The sequence below is a fragment of the Pseudomonas sp. LBUM1678 genome, from assembly GCF_059695575.1.
In genome coordinates this window covers 5,690,919-5,712,574 of the sequence record NZ_CP166775.1, presented here as the reverse complement: position 1 = coordinate 5,712,574, position 21,656 = coordinate 5,690,919, and the positions used below count along the sequence as shown (strand labels likewise).

Below are 21,656 nucleotides of genomic sequence, written 5' to 3'. Positions count from 1 at the left end.
TAGAGGCAGGTCATTGGGACAATAGTCAGCGGTAGTTGTTCTGGCTCTGTCGAAGTAGGACAATTGCCGGCTTCACGTCACCATCAGCGACCTTGAATGGCCTTCCTTGCACTCGGTATCAACCACAAGACTGCGTCAATAGACGTCCGCGAGCGCGTGGCCTTTACCCCTGAGCAGCTGGTGGAGGCCTTGCAGCAGCTCTGCCGACTCACCGACAGCCGCGAAGCTGCGATCCTCTCCACCTGCAATCGCAGTGAGCTCTATATAGAACAGGATCACCTTTCGGCTGACATCGTATTGCGCTGGCTGGCCGATTATCATCATTTGAGCCTCGACGAGCTGCGCGCGAGCGCTTATGTGCACGAAGATGATGCGGCAGTTCGTCACATGATGCGGGTCGCCTCCGGGCTCGATTCGCTGGTGTTGGGCGAACCGCAGATTCTAGGTCAGATGAAATCGGCCTACGCCGTTGCGCGTGAGGCCGGCACCATCGGGCCGCTGCTGGGGCGTTTGTTTCAAGCGACGTTCAATGCCGCCAAGCAAGTGCGCACCGACACGGCCATCGGCGAGAACCCGGTGTCCGTGGCGTTTGCCGCGGTCAGCCTGGCGAAACAGATTTTCAGTGACTTGCAACGCAGCCAGGCCTTGCTGATCGGCGCAGGCGAGACCATCACCCTGGTCGCCCGCCATCTGCATGAGCTGGGTGTGAAGCGCATCGTGGTCGCCAACCGTACCCTGGAACGCGCGAGCATCCTGGCTGAGCAGTTTGGCGCCCACGCCGTGTTGCTCTCGGACATCCCTGCGGAGCTGGTGCGCAGCGACATCGTTATCAGCTCCACCGCCAGCCAATTGCCGATCCTTGGCAAAGGCGCCGTGGAAAGCGCCTTGAAACTGCGCAAGCACAAACCGATCTTCATGGTGGACATCGCCGTACCACGCGATATCGAACCTGAAGTCGGCGAGTTGGACGACGTTTACCTGTATAGCGTCGACGATCTCCACGAAGTGGTCGCCGAGAACCTCAAGAGTCGCCAGGGTGCAGCCCAGGCCGCCGAAGAGATGGTCTCGGTCGGCGCCGAAGATTTCATGGTCCGCCTGCGCGAACTGGCGGCGGTGGATGTGCTCAAGGCCTATCGCCAGCAAAGCGAGCGCATGCGCGACGAAGAATTGCAAAAGGCCCAGCGTATGCTGGCCAACGGCAGCAGCGCCGAAGAGGTGCTGGTGCAACTGGCGCGCGGCCTGACCAACAAACTCTTGCACGCACCGAGCGTGCAGTTGAAAAAGCTTTCTGCCGAAGGCCGCCTCGATGCGCTGGCCATGGCTCAGGAACTCTTTGCCCTGAATGAGGGCTCATCGGATAGCTTTTCGGATAAAAAACCGCAATGAAAGCGTCACTGCTCAATAAGCTGGACATCCTCCAGGACCGTTTCGAGGAATTGACCGCCTTGCTTGGCGATGGCGAAGTCATTTCCGATCAGGCCAAATTCCGCACCTATTCCAAGGAATACGCGGAAGTCGAACCGATTGTCGCCACCTATAAACAGTTGCTCAAAGTGCAAGGTGACCTCGAAGGTGCCCAGGCACTGCTCAAGGACAGCGACCCGGACATGCGCGAAATGGCCGTGGAAGAAGTTCGCGAAGCCAAAGAGCAACTGATCGACATCGAAGCCAGCCTGCAACGCATGCTGTTGCCCAAGGACCCGAATGACGGGCGCAACGTGTTTCTCGAAATCCGTGCCGGCACCGGCGGTGACGAGGCGGCGATTTTCTCTGGCGACCTGTTCCGCATGTATTCGCGTTACGCCGAGCGGCGTGGCTGGCGGGTGGAAATCCTCTCCGAGAACATCGGCGAGCACGGCGGCTATAAAGAAGTCATCGCCCGGGTTGAAGGCGAGAACGTCTACGGCAAACTGAAATTCGAATCAGGCGCGCATCGCGTGCAACGAGTTCCGGCCACCGAATCCCAGGGTCGCATCCATACCTCGGCCTGCACCGTGGCAGTGTTGCCTGAGCCGGACGAACAGGAAACGATCGAGATCAACCCGGCGGATCTTCGGGTCGACACGTATCGCTCCTCCGGTGCCGGTGGACAGCACGTCAACAAGACCGATTCGGCGATCCGCATCACGCACTTGCCGTCCGGCATTGTCGTGGAGTGTCAGGAAGAACGTTCCCAGCACAAGAACCGCGCCCGGGCCATGTCCTGGCTGTCGGCCAAACTCAACGATCAGCAAACCAGCGCCGCCGCCAATGCCATCGCCAGCGAGCGTAAGTTGCTGGTCGGTTCAGGTGATCGCTCCGAGCGCATCCGCACCTACAACTTTGCCCAGGGCCGGGTGACCGATCACCGGGTCAACCTGACGCTGTATTCCCTCGACGAAATCCTCGCGGGCGGCGTCGAAGCGGTGATCGAACCGTTACTGGCCGAGTTCCAGGCCGATCAATTGGCAGCGATAGGTGAGTAAATGACGATCATTGCCAGTTTGTTGCGCGCCGCCGATTTGCCCGACTCGCCCACGGCGCGTCTGGATGCCGAATTATTGCTGGCCGCTGCCTTGGGCAAGTCCCGCAGTTTTCTGCACACCTGGCCGGAACGCATTGTGCCGAGCGAAGCGGCGCTGAAATTCTCCCAATACCTGCAACGTCGTCGCGGCGGTGAGCCGGTGGCGTACATTCTGGGTCAGCAAGGGTTCTGGAAGCTTGATCTGGAAGTCGCGCCACACACGCTGATCCCACGCCCGGACACCGAATTGCTGGTGGAAGCCGCGCTGGAATTATTGCCGGCCACACCGGCCAACGTGCTCGACCTCGGCACCGGCAGCGGCGCCATTGCCCTGGCTTTGGCCAGCGAACGTCCGGCCTGGAAGGTTACCGCCGTGGATCGCGTGCTCGAAGCCGTGGCGCTGGCCGAGCGCAATCGTCAACGCCTGCACTTGAACAACGCCACGGTACTGAGCAGCCATTGGTTCAGCGTCCTGGAAGGCCAGCGTTTTCAACTGATCATCAGCAACCCGCCTTACATCGCCTCCGCCGATCCGCATCTGGTGGAAGGTGATGTGCGCTTCGAGCCGGCCAGCGCCTTGGTGGCTGGCGTTGACGGGCTAGACGATCTGCGCCTGATCGTCGCCCAGGCGCCGGATTATCTGGAAGCGGGCGGCTGGCTGATGCTCGAACACGGTTACGATCAAGCCAATGCAGTGCGCGATTTGCTGTTGACCCACGGCTTTGAAGCCGTCCACAGCCGCACCGATCTGGGCGGTCACGAACGTATCAGCCTGGGGCGCCTGCCGTGCTGAATGATCAGGAATTGTTGCGCTATAGCCGACAGATTCTGTTGCAACACGTCGACATCGACGGCCAGTTGCGGCTGAAAGAAAGCCGCGTATTGATCGTCGGCCTCGGCGGTCTCGGCTCACCGGTTGCGCTTTATCTGGCGGCTGCCGGTGTCGGCGAGCTGCACCTGGCGGACTTCGACACCGTCGACCTGACCAACCTGCAACGCCAGATCGTTCACGACACCGACAGCGTTGGCCTGAGCAAAGTCGATTCGGCGATTCGCCGTCTGAGCGCGATCAATCCCGAGATCCGATTGATCGCCCATCGCACCGCGCTGGACGAAGACTCCCTGGCCGCCGCCGTGGCGGCGGTGGACCTGGTGCTGGACTGCTCCGACAATTTTTCCACCCGCGAAGCGGTCAACGCTGCGTGTGTTGCCGCCGGCAAACCGCTGGTCAGCGGCGCGGCGATTCGCCTCGAAGGGCAATTGTCGGTGTTCGACCCGCGCCGTCCGGAAAGCCCGTGTTACCACTGTTTATATGGTCACGGCAGCGAAGCCGAGTTGACCTGCAGTGAAGCCGGCGTCGTCGGTCCATTGGTTGGGCTGGTGGGCAGCCTTCAGGCGCTCGAAGCGATGAAACTGCTGGTGGGTTTCGGCGAGCCGCTGGTAGGGCGCCTGTTGTTGATCGATGCCTTGGGCTCGCGCTTTCGTGAATTGCGGGTCAAGCGTGATCCGGGTTGCAGCGTCTGTGGTTCGAAACATGCGTGAAGCGCCTATCGGCGTGTTCGACTCCGGCGTCGGTGGGCTCTCGGTGCTGGCCGAGATCCAGCGTTTGCTGCCCAACGAGTCTCTGCTGTACGTCGCCGACTGCGGCAATGTTCCCTACGGTGAGAAAACCCCGGAATTCATCCAGCAACGTTGCAGCGTGATGGCCGAATTTTTTCAGCAGCAGGGCGCCAAAGCCTTGGTGCTGGCGTGCAACACGGCGACCGTATCCGGTGTTGCGGATTTGCGCCGCGATTATCCCGAGTGGCCCATCGTCGGCATGGAACCCGCGGTCAAACCCGCCGCTGCCGCGACCCGCAGTGGCGTGGTCGGCGTACTCGCCACCACAGGCACGTTGCAGAGCGCAAAGTTTGCAGCCTTGCTCGACCGATTCGCCACCGATGTGCGCGTCATCACTCAACCGTGCCCCGGCCTGGTGGAGCTGATTGAAAACGGCGATCTGCACAGCGAGGCATTGCGTCAGTTGCTGGCCGGGTATGTCGGACCGCTGCTCGGCGCCGGGTGCGACACGATAATTCTCGGCTGCACGCATTATCCCTTCCTAAAGCCATTGCTAAAGCAGATGATCCCGGATGACATCAGCTTGATCGACACCGGCGCCGCTGTAGCGCGGCAACTTCAGCGCCTGTTGGCCGAGCGTGAACTGCTCGCCGAGGGACCTGCACGTGCTGCGCAGTTCTGGACGAGTGCCGATCCGGAGCATTTCAGAAATATCTTGCCGATCCTGTGGAATACCGCTGGCATTGTGCAAAGCTTCAAAGGGTAAACAAGATCCTGGGGCAAACGAGTAATTGGGGTGAACTTCTGATTAAGCGTCGACTTCTATAGCGGTGAGCAACAAAAATAACCTTACGAAATTGTTCGGAAAAGGATGTTTCTAATGAAGCGACTATTCTGCTTGGCCGCGATTGCGGCCGCACTGATGGGGCAAAGTTTCACTGCACAGGCGGCAGGCGTGGAGTTCGCGGTCGGCCAGACCAGCGAGTCGACCATGACCTATCGACTGGGCATGCAATTCGATTGGGACAAGAGTTGGTTGCAGAGTGATGTCGGTCGTTTGACCGGGTACTGGAGCGGCGCTTACACCTACTGGGACGGCGACGAGGCCTCCAGCAACCACAGCCTGTCGTTCTCGCCGGTGCTTGTTTACGAATTTTCCGGCCAGACCGTCAAGCCCTACGTGGAGTTGGGCGTTGGCGTCGCGGTGTTCGCCAATACCGAAGTTGAAAACAATCAACTCGGCAGTGCCTTTCAGTTTGAAGACCGGTTCGGCTTTGGCCTGCGCTTTGCGGGCGGACATGAAGTCGGCATTCGTGCGACGCACTATTCAAATGCCGGGCTCAGTAGCCCGAACAACGGTGTAGAAAGCTACGCGCTGCACTACACGATGCCGTTGTGACGTTAAAAGCTTCGCGGGCAAGCCTCGCTCCTACAGGAAACCACCTGACCTGTAGGAGCGAGGCTTGCCCGCGAAGGCGTCAGAACTAACATCACATCTTTAACTACCGATACGCCGTAGTAATTCCCTGGCGCTCTTCGATGCATTCCGGTGCCCCCATCTCGAACTCCCGGCAGATCAGCGGGCGTTTTTCGTAGATGGTGCACATCATGCTGTTGCGATCCAGCGCAGCGCACCAGCCGTCATCCAGACGCAGCATGACTTCCCCGCCCCAATCATCGGTATCGATAAAACGCTCGGGCACACCCGTGTCGGTGATCAGCATGACTTCGAGCTGACAGCAACAGGCTGCGCAGGTCGAGCATGTGACGGCCGGCTCGGTGATTTGCGTGTGGGGAATGGTTTTCATGGCGCGCAGTGTAAGGCAGTGGGCCGAAACTGTGTAAAAGGCCTGACGGACGCTCAGCTGCGGGTGTTCGCCGCCAGCCGTTGAGCCATGAAATGCAGCGCGGGAAACAACAAGGCCCAGAGCAGTCCGATGCCCACCAGCGTGGGCACCTGGCCGTAAGGGAACTGCACGTCCGCCAGTTTCCCTCCCGCGAAATACGACATCGGTCCACCCACCGCGCCCAGCAGGCTGCCGAGCCACCAGGGGTTGGCGGTCCATTGCAGGCAATGGCGCAAGGTCGTTGCCAGTAACGCCCACAACAGTATCAGCCACAGCGGAATCAATGGCGCGACGTCGGCGAAGTCGAACACCCCCAGCCAGCGCAACGAACTGTCGACGGTGGTGCCCAGCAGCACAACGCTGAGGATCAGTCGGCCTTCATCGGCCCAGCGACTTATCCACAGCAAATGAATCACCAGCGCCGCTAGCGCCACTAACAGCCATAAACTGTTGCCGCCCGCCACACAGGCAAACCAGCCGAGCTGAAACAGCACGGCATTGGCCACGCGCTCAAGCATCGAAGCGGCCAAGCAGCGGCGCGGGCATCGCCGACGGTTTGGCCAGCAGCAATTGCGCAGTGCCGATGGTGCGCTCCAGGAATCCCCCTTCGCAGTAACACAGATAAAATTCCCACAACCGCAGGAAATAATCGTCGTAGCCCAATTCGCTCAAGCGCCCCTGGGCGCGGCGAAAATTCTCATGCCACAGGCGCAGGGTTCGGGCGTAATGCAGGCCGAAATCCTCCATGTGCAGCAGGTTCATGTCGGTGTCGCGGCTGATGATTTCCAGCATCTTCTGCACACAGGGCAGGGCGCCGCCGGGGAAAATGTAGCGCTGAATGAAATCGACACTGCCCTTGGCCTGTTCGTAACGCTGTTCGCGGATGGTGATCGCCTGCAACAGCATCAACCCGTTGCTTTTGAGCAGGTGAGCGCATTGTTTGAAATAGACCGGCAGGAAGCGATGGCCGACGGCTTCGATCATCTCGATCGACACCAGTTTGTCGTACTGCCCGGTGAGGTCGCGGTAATCCTTGAGCAGCAGCGTGACCTGGTCTTGCAGGCCTAGGGCTTCGATGCGTTGTGCAGTAAAGGCGTACTGTTCTTTTGACAGCGTGGTGGTGGTGACTTTGCAGCCGTAATGCTGCGCCGCGTAAAGCGCCATGCTGCCCCAGCCGGTGCCGATTTCCAGCAAGTGATCACTGGGTTTCAGCGCGAGTTTCTGGCAGATCCGCTCCAGCTTGTTCAACTGCGCCTGTTCCAGGCTGTCTTCGTCCGACAGGAACTGCGCGGCGGAATACATCATGGTGGGGTCGAGAAACTGTTCGAACAGGTCATTGCCGAGGTCGTAGTGAGCCGCGATGTTTTTCTGCGAGCCCTTGCGCGTGTTGCGATTGAGCCAGTGCAGCCCTTGAACGAAGGGGCGGCCGAGTTTCGCCAGGCCACCTTCCAGCGCATCCAGCACCTCAAGGTTGCTGACGAAAACGCGAACCACCGCGGTCAGGTCCGGTGAACTCCAATAGCCGTGGATAAACGCTTCGCCAGCGCCGATCGACCCGTTACCCGCCACCAGACCCCACGCAGCAGCGTCGAGGATATGGATCTCCCCGATCAGTTGACTGCCTGCGTTACCGAAGACATGCCGTTCGCCGTTTTCGATGACCACCAATTGTCCATGTTTGAGCTGCGTCAGTTGCCGCAGTACGCCACGGCGCAGCAACGATCCGGTCAGGCCATGGGGGCTGAGAAGATTGACTTTGGCCGAGGCACTAGTGGATTTCATGACGGCGATCCTTGGGCGGAACCAGGGCGGTTTGAACGCTGCCATCGGCAGCCTGATGAGCGAATAGCGGTACGCGTTTAAGCAACAGGCGCAGGGCCTGCCAATAGATCGCGAGGCAGGTTTTCGCCGTCATCCACGGAAAGCGCCGCAAGTAACGGTGCAGGCTGGCTCGATCGAGTGCTTCGCGTTTCAGGCTGAGCGTGGCGTCGAACAATTTCACATCGCCCTGCCAGTCCGCCATGTGCACGCCGAGCTTTTGCGCCGCGGGACTGAAACTCATGCGGTATTCCAGGTCTGGCGGCAAAAACGGCGAGACGTAAAACGCCTTTGCCACGGCGAAGTGTTGATGGAAATCGGACAGATTCACCGGGGCCTTGGCGGGTAATACGTAGTGATAACGCTCGCGCCACGGGGTGTTGGTGACTTCGCAAAGAATCGCCGCCAATTGCCCGTCAGCCTCATGGCAGTAGAAAAAACTCACCGGATTGAACGACAGGCCCCAACTGCGGGCCTGGGTCAGCAGGCAGATTGAACCTTGCGGTGCATGGCCGATGGCCTGGCTGACGAGTTGGCGTACCGCGTCAATCAGGCGCGTGCCGTTGCCGGTATAGGCTTTGAGGTAATCACTCTCGCGAAACGAGTACGGGGCGAAGCGACTGGTGCCCGAGAACGGCGACAAACCAAGCACGGCGTCCTGTTCGTCGAGGTCCAGGTACAACAGGCCGATCCGGTAACGGAAGGCATGGGGCTTTGGGGCGAACCGCCGATGGGCGATCCAGCCGCTGTAGAGGGCGCTGTTCACAATACTTCGCCAAACGAGCGAGCGACGCGTAACGCGCTGACCACGCCGTCTTCATGGAAACCGTTGGCCCAATAGGCGCCGCAATAGTAAGAGTGTTGCGCGCCGTCCAATTCTTCCCAGCGGTTTTGCGCAGCGACGGCCGCCAGGCTGAATTGCGGATGCGCGTACGTGAATTTGGCGAGCACTTTGCCCGGCTCGATGCCTGCGCTCTGGTTGAGGCTGACGCAGAACGTGGTATCGCTCTGGATGCCTTGCAGGATGTTCATGTCGTAGGTGACGGCTGCCCGAGTGTGGCCCGGGCCACCGAGGCGATAATTCCAGCTGGCCCAAGCGAGTTTTCGGGTGGGCAGCAGGCGTGTGTCGGTGTGCAGCACCACTTCGTTGTCGGCGTAGGGCAGGGCGCTGAGGATTGATTGTTCGGCATCGCTCGGCTTGGCCAACAGCTTCAGGGCCTGATCGCTGTGACAGGCAAACACTACTTTGTCGAAACGCTCGCTGCCGGCGGTGCTGTGGACCATGACGCCATCCTCATCACGTTCGACCCGGGTCACTGGGCAGTTGAGACGGATCTTCTCTTTAAAGGTCGCCGTCAATGGCCCGATGTAAGCACTCGAGCTGCCTTCGATCACACGCCATTGCGGGCGATTGCTGACTGAGAGCAGGCCGTGATTCTTGAAAAACCTGACAAAGAATTGCAGCGGGAAACCGAGCATGTCCGCCATGGACATCGACCAGATCGCTGCGCCCATCGGCACGATGTAATGGAGGATGAAGCGCTCGCCATAGCGGCCGTTTTTCAGGTAGTCGTCCAGCGTGGTGTCGACGGCGATCCGCCCTTCATCCAGGTCGCGCCGGGCTTCTTTATTGAAGCGCTGGATGTCGCGCAACATGCCCCAGAATCCTGGCGACAACAGATTTCGACGTTGGGCGAACAAGCTGTTGAGGTTATTGCCGTTGTACTCCAGGCCCGAGTCCGGATCCGTCACTGAAAAACTCATTTCAGTCGGTTTGAACCCCACGCCGGTCTGGCCCAGCAGGCGAATGAAATTCGGGTAGGTCCAGTCGTTGAACACAATGAAACCGGTGTCCACGGCGTAGCGCTGACCATCGACGGTCACATCCACGGTGTGTGTGTGACCGCCGACCCAGTCGCTGGCCTCGAACAGGGTGATCTCATGCCTGCGGTTGAGCAGGTAGGCGCTGGTCAGCCCCGAGATCCCGCTGCCGATGATGGCGATGTTCACGGTACATCCCGGATCGGCGGACTGCTGCGCACCATGCGTTTGCCGATCGCCAGTTTCACGCAGTTGGGCATTTTCGACAGAGGCCAGAGAGCAGCCATGAACAATCCGGGAAAGGCGATCTCCAGCGGACGGTTCTTGAGCTTGGCGAAGATGTGCCGGGCGGCCTTGGCCACTGGCCAACTGAGCGGCATCGGGAAATCGTTTTTTGCCGTCAGCGGGGTTTCGACAAACCCCGGGCTGACCACCGTGACTTCGATGCCTTCCGGCGCCAGATCAATGCGCAGGGATTCGAACAGGTAACGCAACCCGGCCTTCGACGCGCCATAGGCTTCGGCCCTTGGTAGCGGCAGGTAGGTCACCGAACTGGCGACGCCCACCAGATGCGGCGCCGTGCCCTTGCGTAGCAGGGGCAACGCGGCCTCGATGCAATAGGCGCTCGCGAGCAAATTGGTGCGCACCACGTGCTCCACGATCGACGCATCGAACTGCTTAACGTCGACGTATTCGCAGGTGCCGGCATTGAGGATGACCGTGTCCAGAGAGCCCCAGGCATAAGCAATTTGTTCGCCGATTTCGCGCACTGTCTGACTGTCAGTCAGATCGCCAGGCACGACCAGCACTTGCCCGGGATAACGCAGGGACAAGACTTTCAGCACCGCTTTCGAGCGCGAGCTCACGGCCAGGTGTGCGCCGGTTTTCAGTATTTCTTCGGCCAGTGAAGCGCCAATGCCACTGCTGGCACCCGTTAACCAGTATCGCCGTGGAGGCGTAAGGCTCATCCCATTCTCCTTTTCAACCAGGCAATCGCCCGGCCCAATACGGGTAAATGTTCGTAAAGTAGTGCCCCGGCATCGAAGTAATCCCGGTGGCGGTAAACCTTGTCGCGCCAGCGCAAGTGCGAGCACCCGTCAACGCGAATCAACTGGCCGCCACCCAGGCGTGGATGGCGGTAACTCATGACCCAGCGCAGATACCCTTCGCCTTCGCCGGTCTGGTCGAAGCCGTGAAAATCAAAACGCAGTTCGCTGACGTTGGCGTAGAGCTCCGCGAAGTAGCTGCGCAATTGTCCGAGTCCTTGCACTTCATGAAGCGGATCGGTGAAGTGCACGTCTTCGGTGTAGAGCTCACCGAGGCGTTGCAGGTTGTCTTTGTCCAATTGCGCGAACTGCCGGGCAAAATGCCGCAGGAAATCACTCATAAGCACCTCCTGCGCTCTGTCGCGACGGCAGGTTTTTGAACGCAGCCAAGGCACGTGCTCGACTGGTGCTTAGATTGACGATTGGCGATGGGTAATCCGCAACCCCGAACAAGCCGCCGACGTTCGCCGGGTTGTGCACTTCTTTCTTGTTCAGCCCGGCCAGCTCCGGTAGCCAGTGCTTGATGAACACGCCTTCGGCGTCGAATTTTTCCGACTGGCTCAACGGATTGAAAATACGGAAATAGGGTGCCGAGTCAGTACCTGTGGAAGCACTCCACTGCCAGCCGCCGTTGTTCGCCGCCAGGTCGCCGTCGATCAAGTGGCGCATGAAAAAACGTTCGCCTTCGCGCCAGTCGATCAGCAGGTTCTTGGTCAGGAACATCGCCACCACCATGCGCAAGCGGTTGTGCATCCAGCCGGTTTCGAGCAATTGGCGCATGGCTGCGTCGATGATCGGCAGGCCGGTACGGGCTTGCTGCCAGGCCAGTAGTTCTTCCGGGGCGTCGCGCCAGGCCAGGGCTTCGGTTTCCGGGCGGAATGCGCGGTGACGCGAGACCCGTGGGTAGCCCACCAGAACGTGTTTGTAGAACTCGCGCCACAGCAACTCGTTGATCCAGGTGACCGCACCAACCTTGCCGCTTTCGAACTCGCCTTGGTTACTTTGCACGGCGGCGTGCAAACACTGGCGTGGGGATATCACCCCGGCAGCCAGGTAGGCCGAGAGCTGGCTGGTGCCGGGTTTGGCCGGGAAGTCGCGCTCGTTTTTGTAGTAGTCGATTTGTGCGTCGGCGAAGGTGTCGAGGCGGCGGCGCGCTTCGGTTTCACCGGCCGGCCAAAGCTTGCGCAAACTGTCGCTGGGCGTCTCGAAACCTTCAACGCTCGACGGGATGTCGTCGCTGCTGATGTTCAATGGCGCCTGTACGGCCGGTGCAGCAACCCGTCCCGGAAGAGAGCGGTGCAGGCGTTCGTAACAGACTTTGCGGAACTGGCCGAAGACCTGGAAGTAAGTGCCAGTCCTGGTCAGCACGGTGCCCGGTTTGAACAGCAGTTGATCAAGGTAGCTAAAGAAGTCGATGTCATGAGCCTTCAGCGTTTCGGCTACCGCCGTATCACGACGGCTTTCATGAATGCCGTATTCCTCGTTGACGTGCACCGCGTCAATGTTCAATTGCTGACACAGTTCGAGCAGAACGTTCGGCGCCTCATCCCAGCGTGGGGCCCGGCGGATCAGCAGGGGAATGTTCAGCTCGCCCAGGGCGCGGCTCAGTTCATCCAGGTTGCGCAGCCAGAAGTCCACTTTGCAGGGCGCGTCATCGTGTTCCAGCCATTGCTCCGGGCTCAACAGGTAGACCGCCACCGTCGGGCCGCGCGCTGCGGCAGCCGAGAGGGCGGTATTGTCGTGTAGGCGCAAGTCGCTGCGCAGCCAGATCAATTGCATGGTGGTGTCCGCACGTTTCATTAAATAAGCCCACGCTTGACCAGTTCCTGATGAGCCAATAGCGGGTCTTCAGCCAGGAACAAATCAGCGATCTCGGAAGTTCTTACGGACAACTCGGCGTGGTGGATGCATACCGTTGGTCCGGCAATTATTTTTGGGCAACTGACGCCATTCAAAAGTTTCGGTAGCTGCGAAAGATTCATGGCTTTGCTGGAATACAGCAGTACGCCGCGGGCTTGCAGGTGATCGACCGCCAACGAGAGTTCGCCCGCCGGCAGCGGCCAGTCGAAGACTTCCACCGGGCAATCGGCGCTGCTGATCAGCCACGCGGTCAGCCACAGATGAGGTTCCAGTGGCAGGTCCGAGTGGTTGATCAACAGAAATGGCGCGGTGCGTAACTGACGATTGTTATGGTAGATGCGTGCGCCAAATTTGCTGCGCAGCCAGGAAAAGAAAAACACCCGCTCCATCTGCGCACCGAACTGGCCCTGCCAGCGTTGTTCCAGTTCCGCCAGCAACGGCATCAGCAGTTGTTCGCACAAGGTGCGTGGCGGATACAGCGCCATGGCTTGATTGACGGTGTCATCCAGCGTGCGTTCATTGAGTTGGGTCACCGCTTGCAGCAACGTCTGGCCCAGCACCTGCCAATCGTTTTCGATGGCTTCGGTAAAGGCCTGAGGCGTGTCGAGCAGTTGCTTGACCTGGCTGACGGCCACGCCACGATTGAGCCAGGTGAGGATCGTCAAGATTCGTTGCACGTGTTCGGCAGAGAACAGGCGATGCCCCTTGGGCGTGCGCTGGGGCACGATCAGCCCGTAACGTCGTTCCCAGGCGCGCAGGGTCACGGCGTTCACGCCGGTCTGCCGCGCCACTTCACGGATCGGCAACCAGCCTTCGTCCAGGGCTTTCTTGAAGTCATCGCCGAGGTCTTCCCGGGCGCTGGTGTCGAGTGGACTTTTCATTAGATTGCGTTTCGCAGACTGAGGTTTTCCGGGTGCGGCTGAAGGTAAACCTGCTGCGCAATATACGGATCCGGGTGTTGGCGGAAGTAATGTTTGAGCAGCGTCATTGGCACCACCAGCGGCACGATGCCGTGTCGGTACTGGCCGATGACGTGTTGCACTTCCTGCTTGTCTTCAGGGCTGATGACCTGTTTGAGGTAACCACTGATGTGTTGCAGCACATTGGTGTGAGTGCGGCGCGTGGCACATTTTTTCAAAGCGACCATCAGCTCGCTGAAGTAGCGCGGGCCGAGTTCGTCGGGATCGGTCTGGCCCATGTTGCCCAGCAAGTTGCCCAGGGTTTTGTATTGCACCGGGTTGTGGGCCATCAGCAGGTATTTGTAGCGCGAATGGAAGTCCGTGAGGCCGCGTCGGGTCAGGCCTTCTTGCCGTAACTGCTGCCAGGCGCTGTAGGCGAACACGCGGGTGAGGAAGTTTTCGCGCAGCACCGGGTCGTTGAGGCGGCCAGCTTCTTCCACCGGCAAGTCGGGGTGCAGGGCGCAGAACGCCTGGGCGTAGATGCCGCGTCCACCACCGTCCACCGGCGCTCCGTTGGCGTGGTAGACCTTGACCCGGTCGAGGCCGCACGAAGGGGATTTCTGCATAAAGATGTAGCCGCAGACATCGTCCAGTTCCGCGGCCATTTTTTGACCGTACTCGGCGAGTGGCCGGGTGACGTTGATCTCAGGGTTGACGGTGCCGACCGCCTCGGGATGTTCAGGGTCGCCGATCAGGCGGATCGGTTCGCGAGGAATACCCAAGCCGATGGCGACTTCCGGGCACACCGGGACGAAATCGAAATAGTCGGTGAGGGTGCGACTGCACAGCCGTGATTCCTTGTGCCCGCCGTTGTAACGCACCTCGGCCCCCATCAAGCAGGCGCTGATGGCGATTTTCGGACGGGTCGTTGGCTGTTCGCGCATCGGAGCACCTCGAATCTAAAACCTGTACAGAGTGATGATTCTGTACAACATGGTCTTCATCATAGATTCAAAGGTGTACAAGTCAAATTGTTTGTACAGGTTTTCGAGAGGATGCATTCCCTTGTGGGAGCGAGCTATTTCCAGCCGAGTATCCAGGCGTTGCTATCTTTCAGGGACTGCCAGGCGAAACGCTGATTGCGTTGGGTCAACACCGCCTGCAACTCGACATCCAGCACCGTGCCTTCCTCATCGCGGAACAACTCGGTCACCAGAAAATGTTTTTCGCGGTTTTGCGGATGGGCTGCTGTCCATTTCGACAGCAGCAATTTACTCGGGGAAATGCGATTCACTGCAGGTGCTCATGCAAGCGGCGCGCAGCTTCCTGGCCGCTGAGCCAGGCGCCTTCGACACGCCCGGACAAGCACCAGTCGCCACACACATACAGGCCCAGATCGGCATCGGCCAAGGCGCCCCATTCGTGACTGCTGGCGGGGCGTGCGTAGAGCCAGCGATGCGCGAGGCTGAAGGTCGGGGCGGGCATGGCGCTGTGCAACAGCTCGGCAAATGCACCGTGCAGTTGCTCGATCACGGCCTCCTTGGGCAGGTCGATATGTTGCCGACTCCAGGCACTGGTCGCATGCAGCACCCACGTATCTAGGGTGTTGTCGCGCCCGGGTTTGCTGCGGTTGCGCGCGAGCCAGTCGAGCGGGCTGTCCTGCACGAAGCAACCTTCCATGGGGGTATCCAGCGGTGTATCGAACGCCAGCGCTACCGCCCAGGTCGGCTCCATTTTTACCCCGGCGGCGGCCCCGGCGAGTTTCGGCGCGGAGGCCAGCAGTGCAGTCGCTTGAGGCGCCGGCGTGGCGATCACCACGTGGCTGAACGGACCATGGGTGAAGCCCTCGGCGTCTTGCAGGTGCCAGTGTTCTTCACCGCGATAAACCTCGGTGATCCGGCAGGCGAAATGCACTTCCAGATCCCCGAGCAGGCCGCGAGTGATGGCGCTCATGCGTGGCGTACCGACCCAGCGCGTCTGTTCGTCTGGCGACAGATTGAGTTGGCCGCCGTGGAAGGTGTAGAGCTGCGGTGTCCATTCGGCGACCCATCCGTTGGATTGCCAGCGCTGGACCTCGGTGACAAACCGACGGTCGCGGGCAGTGAAATACTGGGCGCCCATGTCCAAGGCACCCGCATCGCTGCGCTTGCTCGACATGCGTCCGCCACTGCCGCGGCTTTTATCGAAAAGTTGGACGATGTGCCCGACTTCTGTCAGGGCCTGGGCGGCTGAGAGCCCGGCGATGCCGGTGCCGATGATTGCGATAGGTACAGTCATAGGGGCCTCGTTTACCTTTCTGTACAGACTACGCCGTGGTTTAAACCTGTACAATATTGTTTTTCGGTATAACTTTTAGCGTTCTCGATCTGACAGCTTGGCCTATTGTTAAACACAGAGCCTGCCCGATACCAAAGATCCCTGCTTATAAAAATAGACTAGTGAACAGGGTAAAACGCCACGCGAGGAAGAAGTCATGCACATATTGCTGACCGGCGGTACTGGTTTGATAGGACGTCAACTCTGCCGACACTGGTTGAGCCAAGGACATCGCCTGACAGTCTTGAGTCGCACACCGGAAAAAGTCGCAAAAATCTGCGGTGCCCAGGTTCGCGGCATCGCGTCGCTCGAAGACTTCGGGCAAGAGCCGGTGGACGCAATTATCAACCTGGCGGGCGCGCCCATCGCCGATCGGCCATGGACGTCCAGACGCAAAGCCTTGCTCTGGAGCAGTCGCATCACCCTGACCGAAACCTTGTTGGCGTGGATCGAAACCCGTGAGCAGAAACCGCAGGTACTGATCTCGGGATCCGCCATTGGCTGGTACGGCGACAGTGGCGAGCGGGAGCTGACTGAAGCGTCTCCGCCGTCCATCGATGATTTCGCCAGTCAGTTGTGCATTGCCTGGGAAGAAACCGCCCAGCGCGCCGAGGCCTTGGGCGTTCGGGTGATTCTGATTCGAACCGGGTTGGTGTTGTCCGCCGAGGGCGGCTTTTTGTCGCGGCTGTTGCTGCCGTTCAAGTTGGGGCTGGGCGGGCCTCTGGGCAGTGGTCGGCAGTGGATGCCATGGATTCATATCAACGATCAAATCGCCCTGATTGATTTTCTTCTGCATCGCAACGACGCCAGCGGTCCTTATAATGCCTGCGCGCCTAAACCGGTGCGCAACAGCGAGTTCGCCAAGACCTTGGGCAGCGTGCTGCATCGTCCGGCGTTCATGCCGATGCCGGCCCTGGCCTTGAAAGTGTGCCTGGGCGAGTTGTCACTGCTGTTGCTGGGCGGTCAGAAGGCCGTACCAGCGCGCTTGCTGGAAGCGGGTTTCACTTTCCAGTTCACTGATCTGCGTGCGGCCCTGGACGATCTGTCCAGCCGCCTTTGAAATAGGACGTTGCATGACCGATCACGCATTGCTTCTGGTCAACCTGGGTTCGCCTGCCTCCACGTCGGTGGCGGATGTGCGCAGCTACCTCAATCAATTTCTCATGGATCCGTACGTGATCGATCTGCCGTGGCCGGTGCGTCGCTTGCTGGTGTCGCTGATCCTGATTAATCGTCCGGAGCAGTCGGCCCACGCCTACGCGTCGATCTGGTGGGAGGAGGGCTCGCCGCTGGTGGTGCTTAGCCGTCGCCTGCAACAGGCCATGACCGCCCAGTGGACTCACGGGCCGGTTGAGCTGGCAATGCGTTACGGCGAGCCGTCGATTGAGTCGAAACTGGTTGAGCTGGCGGCGCAGGGCTACAAAAGAGTCACCCTCGCGCCACTTTATCCACAGTTCGCCGACAGCACCGTGACCACGGTGATCGAAGAAGCCAAGCGGGTGTTGCGCGAGAAGAATCTCAATGTGCAGCTGTCGATTCTCCAGCCGTTCTACGATCAGCCGGAATACCTCGATGCCTTGGTGGCCAGTGCCAAGCCGCATTTGCAGCAGGATTACGATCACTTGCTGCTGAGCTTCCACGGATTGCCGGAGCGCCACCTCACCAAGCTCGATCCGACGGGCAAGCATTGCTTCAAGAATGAGGATTGCTGCAAGAACGCTTCGCCAGCGGTCTTGGCCACCTGCTATCGCGCGCAATGCCTGCGCACGGCGTCGGAGTTCGCCAAGCGCATGGGGCTGGCGAATGGCACGTGGTCGGTGTCGTTCCAGTCGCGTCTGGGCCGTGCGAAATGGATCGAACCCTATACCGAGGCGCGCCTCGATGAATTGGCCGGAATGGGCGTGAAGAAAGTCCTGGTCATGTGCCCGGCGTTTGTTGCCGATTGCATCGAGACGCTTGAGGAAATCGGTGATCGCGGGAAGGAATTGTTCCGCGAGGCGGGGGGAGAGGAGTTGGTGCTGGTGCCGTGCCTCAACGATGATCCGCAGTGGGCGCGGGCGTTGAATACCTTGTGCGAAAGAGCCCCGTTGGCGCTTTAAATGCTTCGCGGGCAAGCCTCGCTCCTACAGGTTGTGTGTGGCTCAACACAACGACGCAACTCTGTAGGAGCGAGGCTTGCCCGCGAAAGCAATCTAAAGAGTGACTTAGAGCAACGGCTCATCCGCCTTCTTGTGCTTCCAGCTGTCATTACCCGGCAGCAGCAGGTTCAGCCCGATCGCCACCACCGCGCACAGCGCGATGCCTTTGAGGCCGAAGTCGTCCGGGCCAGTGCCGGTGCCGACCAGCACACCACCAATCCCGAACACCAGCGTCACCGACACAATCACCAGATTGCGCGCTTCGCCCAGGTCGATCTTGTGGCGGATCAGCGTGTTCATCCCCACCGCAGCAATCGAACCGAACAACAGGCACAGAATCCCGCCCATCACCGGCACCGGGATGCTTTGCAGGAGCGCGCCGAACTTGCCGACGAACGCCAGGCTGATGGCGAAAATCGCCGCCCAGGTCATGATTTTCGGGTTGTAGTTCTTGGTCAGCATCACCGCGCCCGTCACTTCGGCGTACGTGGTGTTGGGCGGACCGCCGAACAGGCCCGCCGCGGTGGTGGCAATGCCATCGCCGAGCAGGGTGCGGTGCAGGCCAGGTTTCTTCAGGTAATCGCGCCCGGTCACGCTACCGACGGCGATCACGCCACCGATATGTTCGATGGCCGGAGCCAGGGCCACCGGAACGATGAACAGAATCGCCTGCCAGTTGAATTCCGGCGCGGTGAAGTGCGGGATCGCAAACCATGGTGCAGCGGCAATTTTCGCGGTATCAACGACGCCAAAATAGAACGCCATCGCAAAACCCACCAGCACGCCCGAGATGATCGGTACCAGGCGGAAAATGCCTTTACCGAACACCGCGACGATCAGCGTGGTCAGCAGCGCCGGCATCGAGATCAACATTGCCGTTTGGTAATGAATCAGCTCAGTGCCGTCGCCCGCCTTGCCCATCGCCATGTTGGCGGCAATCGGCGCCATGGCCAGGCCGATGGAGATGATCACCGGACCAATCACCACCGGTGGCAGCAGGCGGTCGATGAAACCGGTGCCTTTGATCTTCACGGCCAAGCCTAAGAAGGTGTAGACGAAGCCCGCCGCCATCACGCCGCCCATGGTCGCCGCGAGGCCGAACTGGCCCTTGGCGAGAATGATCGGGGTGATGAAGGCAAAGCTCGACGCCAGGAACACCGGCACCTGACGCCCGGTGACGATCTGGAACAGAATCGTCCCCAGCCCTGCGGTGAACAGCGCGACGTTCGGGTCGAGGCCGGTAATCAGCGGCATCAACACCAGGGCGCCGAAGGCCACGAACAGCATCTGTGCGCCAGACAGCACCGTGCGCCAGAGCGGATCGTTGAACTCTTGCTGCATGCTCAAGCGTCCTTCTGCTTGGTACCGAAGATCTTGTCACCGGCATCGCCCAGGCCTGGGATGATGTAACCGTGTTCGTTGAGCTTTTCGTCAATGGAGGCGGTGTAGATCATCACGTCCGGGTGAGCTTTTCCGACAGCAGCGATGCCTTCGGGCGCGGCAACCAGCACCATGGCGCGGATGTCACGGCAACCGGCCTTTTTCAGCAGGTCGATGGTCGCGACCATGGAGCTGCCGGTGGCGAGCATCGGATCGATGATCATCGCCAGGCGCTCGTTGATTTCGGGAACCAGTTTTTCCAGATAGGTGTGGGCCTGCAGGGTCTGTTCGTTGCGGGCCACGCCGACGGCGCTGACTTTGGCCCCCGGGATCAGGCTCAGCACGCCTTCGAGCATGCCGATACCGGCGCGCAGAATCGGCACCACGGTGATTTTCTTGCCGGCGATTTTCTCGACCGACACGGTGCCGCACCAGCCTTCGATGTCGTAGGTTTCCAGCGGCAGGTCTTTGGTGGCTTCATAGGTCAGCAGGGCACCGACTTCCTGAGCGAGCTCACGGAAATTCTTCGTGCTAATGTCGGCGCGGCGCATAAGGCCGAGTTTATGACGGATCAGCGGATGGCGGATCTCGAGGATGGGCATGGGAAAGGCTCCGGCGGCGGGCAAAAAAACCGGCCTAGATTAATCTATCCGAGGGTGTTGTCCTATAGACATACAGTACGTTAGTCCACAAACGCTTGATCTGGCCGTGCGGGATGCGTACCTTTGCCCGCTTTTCCTGAATCCCGCCACCCTTGGAGAGCGCCATGTCCGCTGATCTCGAGCATATCCGTCAAGTCATGCGAGAGGCTGACTGCCTGTACACCGAAGCTGAAGTCGAGGCGGCCATCGCCCGCGTCGGTGCACACATCAACGAACAGCTGGCTGACACTAACCCGGTGGTGTTCTGTGTGATGAACGGCGGGCTGATTTTCGCCGGCAAGCTGCTCACCCATCTGCAATTCCCGCTGGAAGCGTCCTACCTGCACGCCACCCGCTATCGCAACGAAACCAGCGGCGGCGACCTGTTCTGGAAAGCCAAGCCGGAAGTCTCGTTCATTGACCGTGACGTGCTGATCATCGACGACATCCTCGACGAAGGTCACACCCTGGGCGCGATCATCGACTTCTGCAAACACGCCGGCGCGCGCAAAGTGCACACCGCCGTGCTGATCGACAAGGACCACGACCGCAAGGCTCGCCCGGACCTGAAAGCCGATTTCGTCGGTTTGCCGTGCATCGACCGTTACATCTTTGGTTACGGCATGGACTACAAAGGCTACTGGCGTAACGCCAACGGGATCTTTGCTGTTAAAGGAATGTAATCATTGGCCACGCCGAGCTTTCTTGATCAAATGCTGCTCACGGAATTGGTCGAGAAGGCTGCGGCCAACCCGCGCGGACGCCAGCATCACAACTTCCATCAGATGGAAGAGCCGTGCCATCGCATGGCGGTGGGTTTGCAACCAAACACGTATATCCCGCCTCACCGGCACTTGGGGGATTACAAGGCTGAGACCTTGTTGGTCCTTAAAGGGCGGCTCGGTTTACTGATCTTCGACGAGTCCGGCGTGATCGTGAAGAAACAAGTCCTCGTCGCCGGTGGTGACTGTGTCGGTGTGGACCTGCCAACCGGTGTGTTCCATAGCCTGGTGGTGCTGGAAGCCGACAGTCTGATGTTCGAGTGCAAGGCCGGTCCTTATCGACCGGTGGGTGAAGGCGAGCTTGCGACCTGGGCACCACGTGAAGGCGAGCCGGGTGTGGCCGAGTATCAAGCGTGGATGCGCGCGCAGTTCGATTGATCCCATACCCTGTGGGAGCGAGCCTGCTCGCGATAGCGGTCTGACTGGCACATTTATGCTGGATGTGCCGACGTAATCGCGAGCAGGCTCGCTCCCACAGTGGATCGCGTCCACAGAAGTAATTTCAAATACCCATGCTAGAGTGCTCGGCCCCGCCCTCCGGAGCCTGTCATGAGCCTTTTGATCCGCAGTTGCGCCGCTCTGTTGCTGACCCTCAGCCTGCCTCTGGCTGCCGCTCCGGCGCCGATGCACGCGCAGTTCCTGCCGCCTGACGACCTGACCCTGCGTGACGCCGAGCCCGAGCAACAACAACTGCTGCAGGTCACCGAGTATTCGGTGGTAGTCGGCAGCCAGCGTCAGTCCAATCAACAGCCGATTCCGGTCACGTCTCCGGTAATGATCCGCCTCAAGGGCAAATCCTTGAACAAGGGCGCGACCATCAACCAGGTGCTGGTCAACTTCGATGGCGAAAGCAAAAGCCTGAAAAAGCCGATCTACGACGAAAAGAACAAGACCCTGACGCTGTTTTACCCGATGGCGCAGTACCGGGTGGTGATCGACTTGTTGCGTAATGACACGGTGTATTGCCAGTTCCTCAGCTACGCCAACGGCCATATCTGGGCCGATCTGCATACCGGGGCTGTTCGTCCGCGTTGAGACCTGAGCC

Annotated in this window: 25 protein-coding genes; 11 read left to right on the top strand and 14 right to left on the bottom strand. The window is 59.9% G+C overall.

Annotated elements, in window-relative coordinates; genetic code table 11:
* Positions 1-96: 96 nt before the first annotated feature.
* The 6 genes from hemA to ACA070_RS25910 all read left to right on the top strand — a co-directional run bounded on the left by hemA (position 97) and on the right by ACA070_RS25910 (position 5,462).
* Positions 97-1,386, top strand: coding sequence for a glutamyl-tRNA reductase (hemA, locus tag ACA070_RS25935; RefSeq protein ID WP_497448879.1), 1,290 nt, complete (start codon positions 97-99; stop codon positions 1,384-1,386).
* Complete coding sequence (prfA, locus tag ACA070_RS25930; protein ID WP_462028675.1) at positions 1,383-2,465, top strand: peptide chain release factor 1; 1,083 nt, start codon at positions 1,383-1,385, stop codon at positions 2,463-2,465. Before hemA ends, prfA begins: the two co-directional genes overlap by 4 nt.
* Positions 2,466-3,296, top strand: coding sequence for a peptide chain release factor N(5)-glutamine methyltransferase (prmC, locus tag ACA070_RS25925; RefSeq protein WP_497448878.1), 831 nt, complete (start codon positions 2,466-2,468; stop codon positions 3,294-3,296). It abuts the gene before it with no gap.
* Positions 3,290-4,045: a molybdopterin-synthase adenylyltransferase MoeB gene (locus ACA070_RS25920; RefSeq protein WP_497448877.1), complete on the top strand. Its 756-nt coding sequence runs from the start codon at positions 3,290-3,292 to the stop codon at positions 4,043-4,045. The genes prmC and ACA070_RS25920 overlap by 7 nt, the downstream gene beginning before the upstream one ends.
* Positions 4,038-4,829 (top strand): glutamate racemase, encoded by a 792-nt coding sequence (murI, locus tag ACA070_RS25915; protein ID WP_497448876.1) that lies wholly within the window; start codon positions 4,038-4,040, stop codon positions 4,827-4,829. Before ACA070_RS25920 ends, murI begins: the two co-directional genes overlap by 8 nt.
* Positions 4,830-4,943: 114 nt before the next feature.
* Positions 4,944-5,462: an acyloxyacyl hydrolase gene (locus ACA070_RS25910; protein WP_497448875.1), complete on the top strand. Its 519-nt coding sequence runs from the start codon at positions 4,944-4,946 to the stop codon at positions 5,460-5,462.
* Positions 5,463-5,565: 103 nt separating this feature from the next.
* Here the strand turns inward: ACA070_RS25910 and ACA070_RS25905 are convergent, their stop codons facing one another.
* From ACA070_RS25905 to ACA070_RS25850, 12 genes are all read right to left on the bottom strand, one after another.
* Positions 5,566-5,871: a YkgJ family cysteine cluster protein gene (locus ACA070_RS25905; RefSeq protein WP_131059487.1), complete on the bottom strand. Its 306-nt coding sequence runs from the start codon at positions 5,869-5,871 to the stop codon at positions 5,566-5,568.
* 53 nt (positions 5,872-5,924) lie between these two features.
* On the bottom strand, positions 5,925-6,428 hold the full coding sequence (locus ACA070_RS25900) for a DUF2878 domain-containing protein (protein ID WP_497448874.1): 504 nt from the start codon (positions 6,426-6,428) through the stop codon (positions 5,925-5,927).
* Positions 6,421-7,692 (bottom strand): class I SAM-dependent methyltransferase, encoded by a 1,272-nt coding sequence (locus ACA070_RS25895; protein ID WP_497448873.1) that lies wholly within the window; start codon positions 7,690-7,692, stop codon positions 6,421-6,423. Before ACA070_RS25895 ends, ACA070_RS25900 begins: the two co-directional genes overlap by 8 nt.
* Positions 7,679-8,494, bottom strand: a complete 816-nt coding sequence (locus ACA070_RS25890) for a DUF1365 domain-containing protein (protein WP_497448872.1) — start codon at positions 8,492-8,494, stop codon at positions 7,679-7,681. Before ACA070_RS25890 ends, ACA070_RS25895 begins: the two co-directional genes overlap by 14 nt.
* Positions 8,491-9,738 (bottom strand): NAD(P)/FAD-dependent oxidoreductase, encoded by a 1,248-nt coding sequence (locus tag ACA070_RS25885; protein ID WP_497448871.1) that lies wholly within the window; start codon positions 9,736-9,738, stop codon positions 8,491-8,493. Before ACA070_RS25885 ends, ACA070_RS25890 begins: the two co-directional genes overlap by 4 nt.
* Positions 9,735-10,517, bottom strand: coding sequence for an SDR family NAD(P)-dependent oxidoreductase (locus ACA070_RS25880; RefSeq protein WP_497448870.1), 783 nt, complete (start codon positions 10,515-10,517; stop codon positions 9,735-9,737). The genes ACA070_RS25885 and ACA070_RS25880 overlap by 4 nt, the downstream gene beginning before the upstream one ends.
* Positions 10,514-10,936, bottom strand: coding sequence for a nuclear transport factor 2 family protein (locus ACA070_RS25875; protein ID WP_497448869.1), 423 nt, complete (start codon positions 10,934-10,936; stop codon positions 10,514-10,516). Before ACA070_RS25875 ends, ACA070_RS25880 begins: the two co-directional genes overlap by 4 nt.
* Positions 10,929-12,374, bottom strand: a complete 1,446-nt coding sequence (phrB, locus tag ACA070_RS25870; protein ID WP_497452023.1) for a deoxyribodipyrimidine photo-lyase — start codon at positions 12,372-12,374, stop codon at positions 10,929-10,931. The genes ACA070_RS25875 and phrB overlap by 8 nt, the downstream gene beginning before the upstream one ends.
* Before the next feature lie 20 nt (positions 12,375-12,394).
* Positions 12,395-13,336 carry a MerR family transcriptional regulator gene (locus tag ACA070_RS25865; protein ID WP_497448868.1) on the bottom strand — a complete coding sequence of 314 codons (942 nt, stop codon included), beginning with the start codon at positions 13,334-13,336 and terminating at the stop codon, positions 12,395-12,397.
* Positions 13,336-14,298 carry a YbgA family protein gene (locus tag ACA070_RS25860; protein WP_497448867.1) on the bottom strand — a complete coding sequence of 321 codons (963 nt, stop codon included), beginning with the start codon at positions 14,296-14,298 and terminating at the stop codon, positions 13,336-13,338. The genes ACA070_RS25865 and ACA070_RS25860 overlap by 1 nt, the downstream gene beginning before the upstream one ends.
* A 134-nt stretch (positions 14,299-14,432) precedes the next feature.
* Complete coding sequence (locus ACA070_RS25855; protein WP_497448866.1) at positions 14,433-14,648, bottom strand: TIGR02450 family Trp-rich protein; 216 nt, start codon at positions 14,646-14,648, stop codon at positions 14,433-14,435.
* Positions 14,645-15,631, bottom strand: a complete 987-nt coding sequence (locus ACA070_RS25850; protein WP_077749006.1) for an NAD(P)/FAD-dependent oxidoreductase — start codon at positions 15,629-15,631, stop codon at positions 14,645-14,647. Before ACA070_RS25850 ends, ACA070_RS25855 begins: the two co-directional genes overlap by 4 nt.
* A gap of 196 nt (positions 15,632-15,827) precedes the next feature.
* Here ACA070_RS25850 and ACA070_RS25845 point away from each other — a divergent pair, with 196 nt between their 5' ends.
* The gene (locus ACA070_RS25845) at positions 15,828-16,730 is read left to right on the top strand and encodes a TIGR01777 family oxidoreductase (RefSeq protein ID WP_497448865.1); all 903 of its coding nucleotides are present in this window, start codon (positions 15,828-15,830) and stop codon (positions 16,728-16,730) included.
* A gap of 13 nt (positions 16,731-16,743) precedes the next feature.
* Complete coding sequence (gene hemH / locus ACA070_RS25840; protein WP_497448864.1) at positions 16,744-17,769, top strand: ferrochelatase; 1,026 nt, start codon at positions 16,744-16,746, stop codon at positions 17,767-17,769.
* 105 nt (positions 17,770-17,874) lie between these two features.
* On the opposite strand, the gene ACA070_RS25835 is transcribed toward hemH, so the two are convergent.
* Both ACA070_RS25835 and upp read right to left on the bottom strand, forming a co-directional pair.
* Complete coding sequence (locus tag ACA070_RS25835; protein ID WP_131059474.1) at positions 17,875-19,149, bottom strand: uracil-xanthine permease family protein; 1,275 nt, start codon at positions 19,147-19,149, stop codon at positions 17,875-17,877.
* A 2-nt stretch (positions 19,150-19,151) separates the two neighbouring features.
* Complete coding sequence (gene upp / locus ACA070_RS25830; RefSeq protein WP_010458234.1) at positions 19,152-19,790, bottom strand: uracil phosphoribosyltransferase; 639 nt, start codon at positions 19,788-19,790, stop codon at positions 19,152-19,154.
* A 164-nt stretch (positions 19,791-19,954) separates the two neighbouring features.
* On the opposite strand from upp, the gene ACA070_RS25825 reads away from it, so the two are divergent.
* The 3 genes from ACA070_RS25825 to ACA070_RS25815 all read left to right on the top strand — a co-directional run bounded on the left by ACA070_RS25825 (position 19,955) and on the right by ACA070_RS25815 (position 21,646).
* Positions 19,955-20,512, top strand: a complete 558-nt coding sequence (locus ACA070_RS25825) for a hypoxanthine-guanine phosphoribosyltransferase (protein ID WP_462028657.1) — start codon at positions 19,955-19,957, stop codon at positions 20,510-20,512.
* 3 nt (positions 20,513-20,515) lie between these two features.
* Positions 20,516-20,989, top strand: a complete 474-nt coding sequence (locus ACA070_RS25820) for a WbuC family cupin fold metalloprotein (protein WP_497448863.1) — start codon at positions 20,516-20,518, stop codon at positions 20,987-20,989.
* A gap of 171 nt (positions 20,990-21,160) precedes the next feature.
* Positions 21,161-21,646 carry a hypothetical protein gene (locus ACA070_RS25815; RefSeq protein ID WP_131059471.1) on the top strand — a complete coding sequence of 162 codons (486 nt, stop codon included), beginning with the start codon at positions 21,161-21,163 and terminating at the stop codon, positions 21,644-21,646.
* The last annotated feature ends 10 nt before the right edge of the window (positions 21,647-21,656 follow it).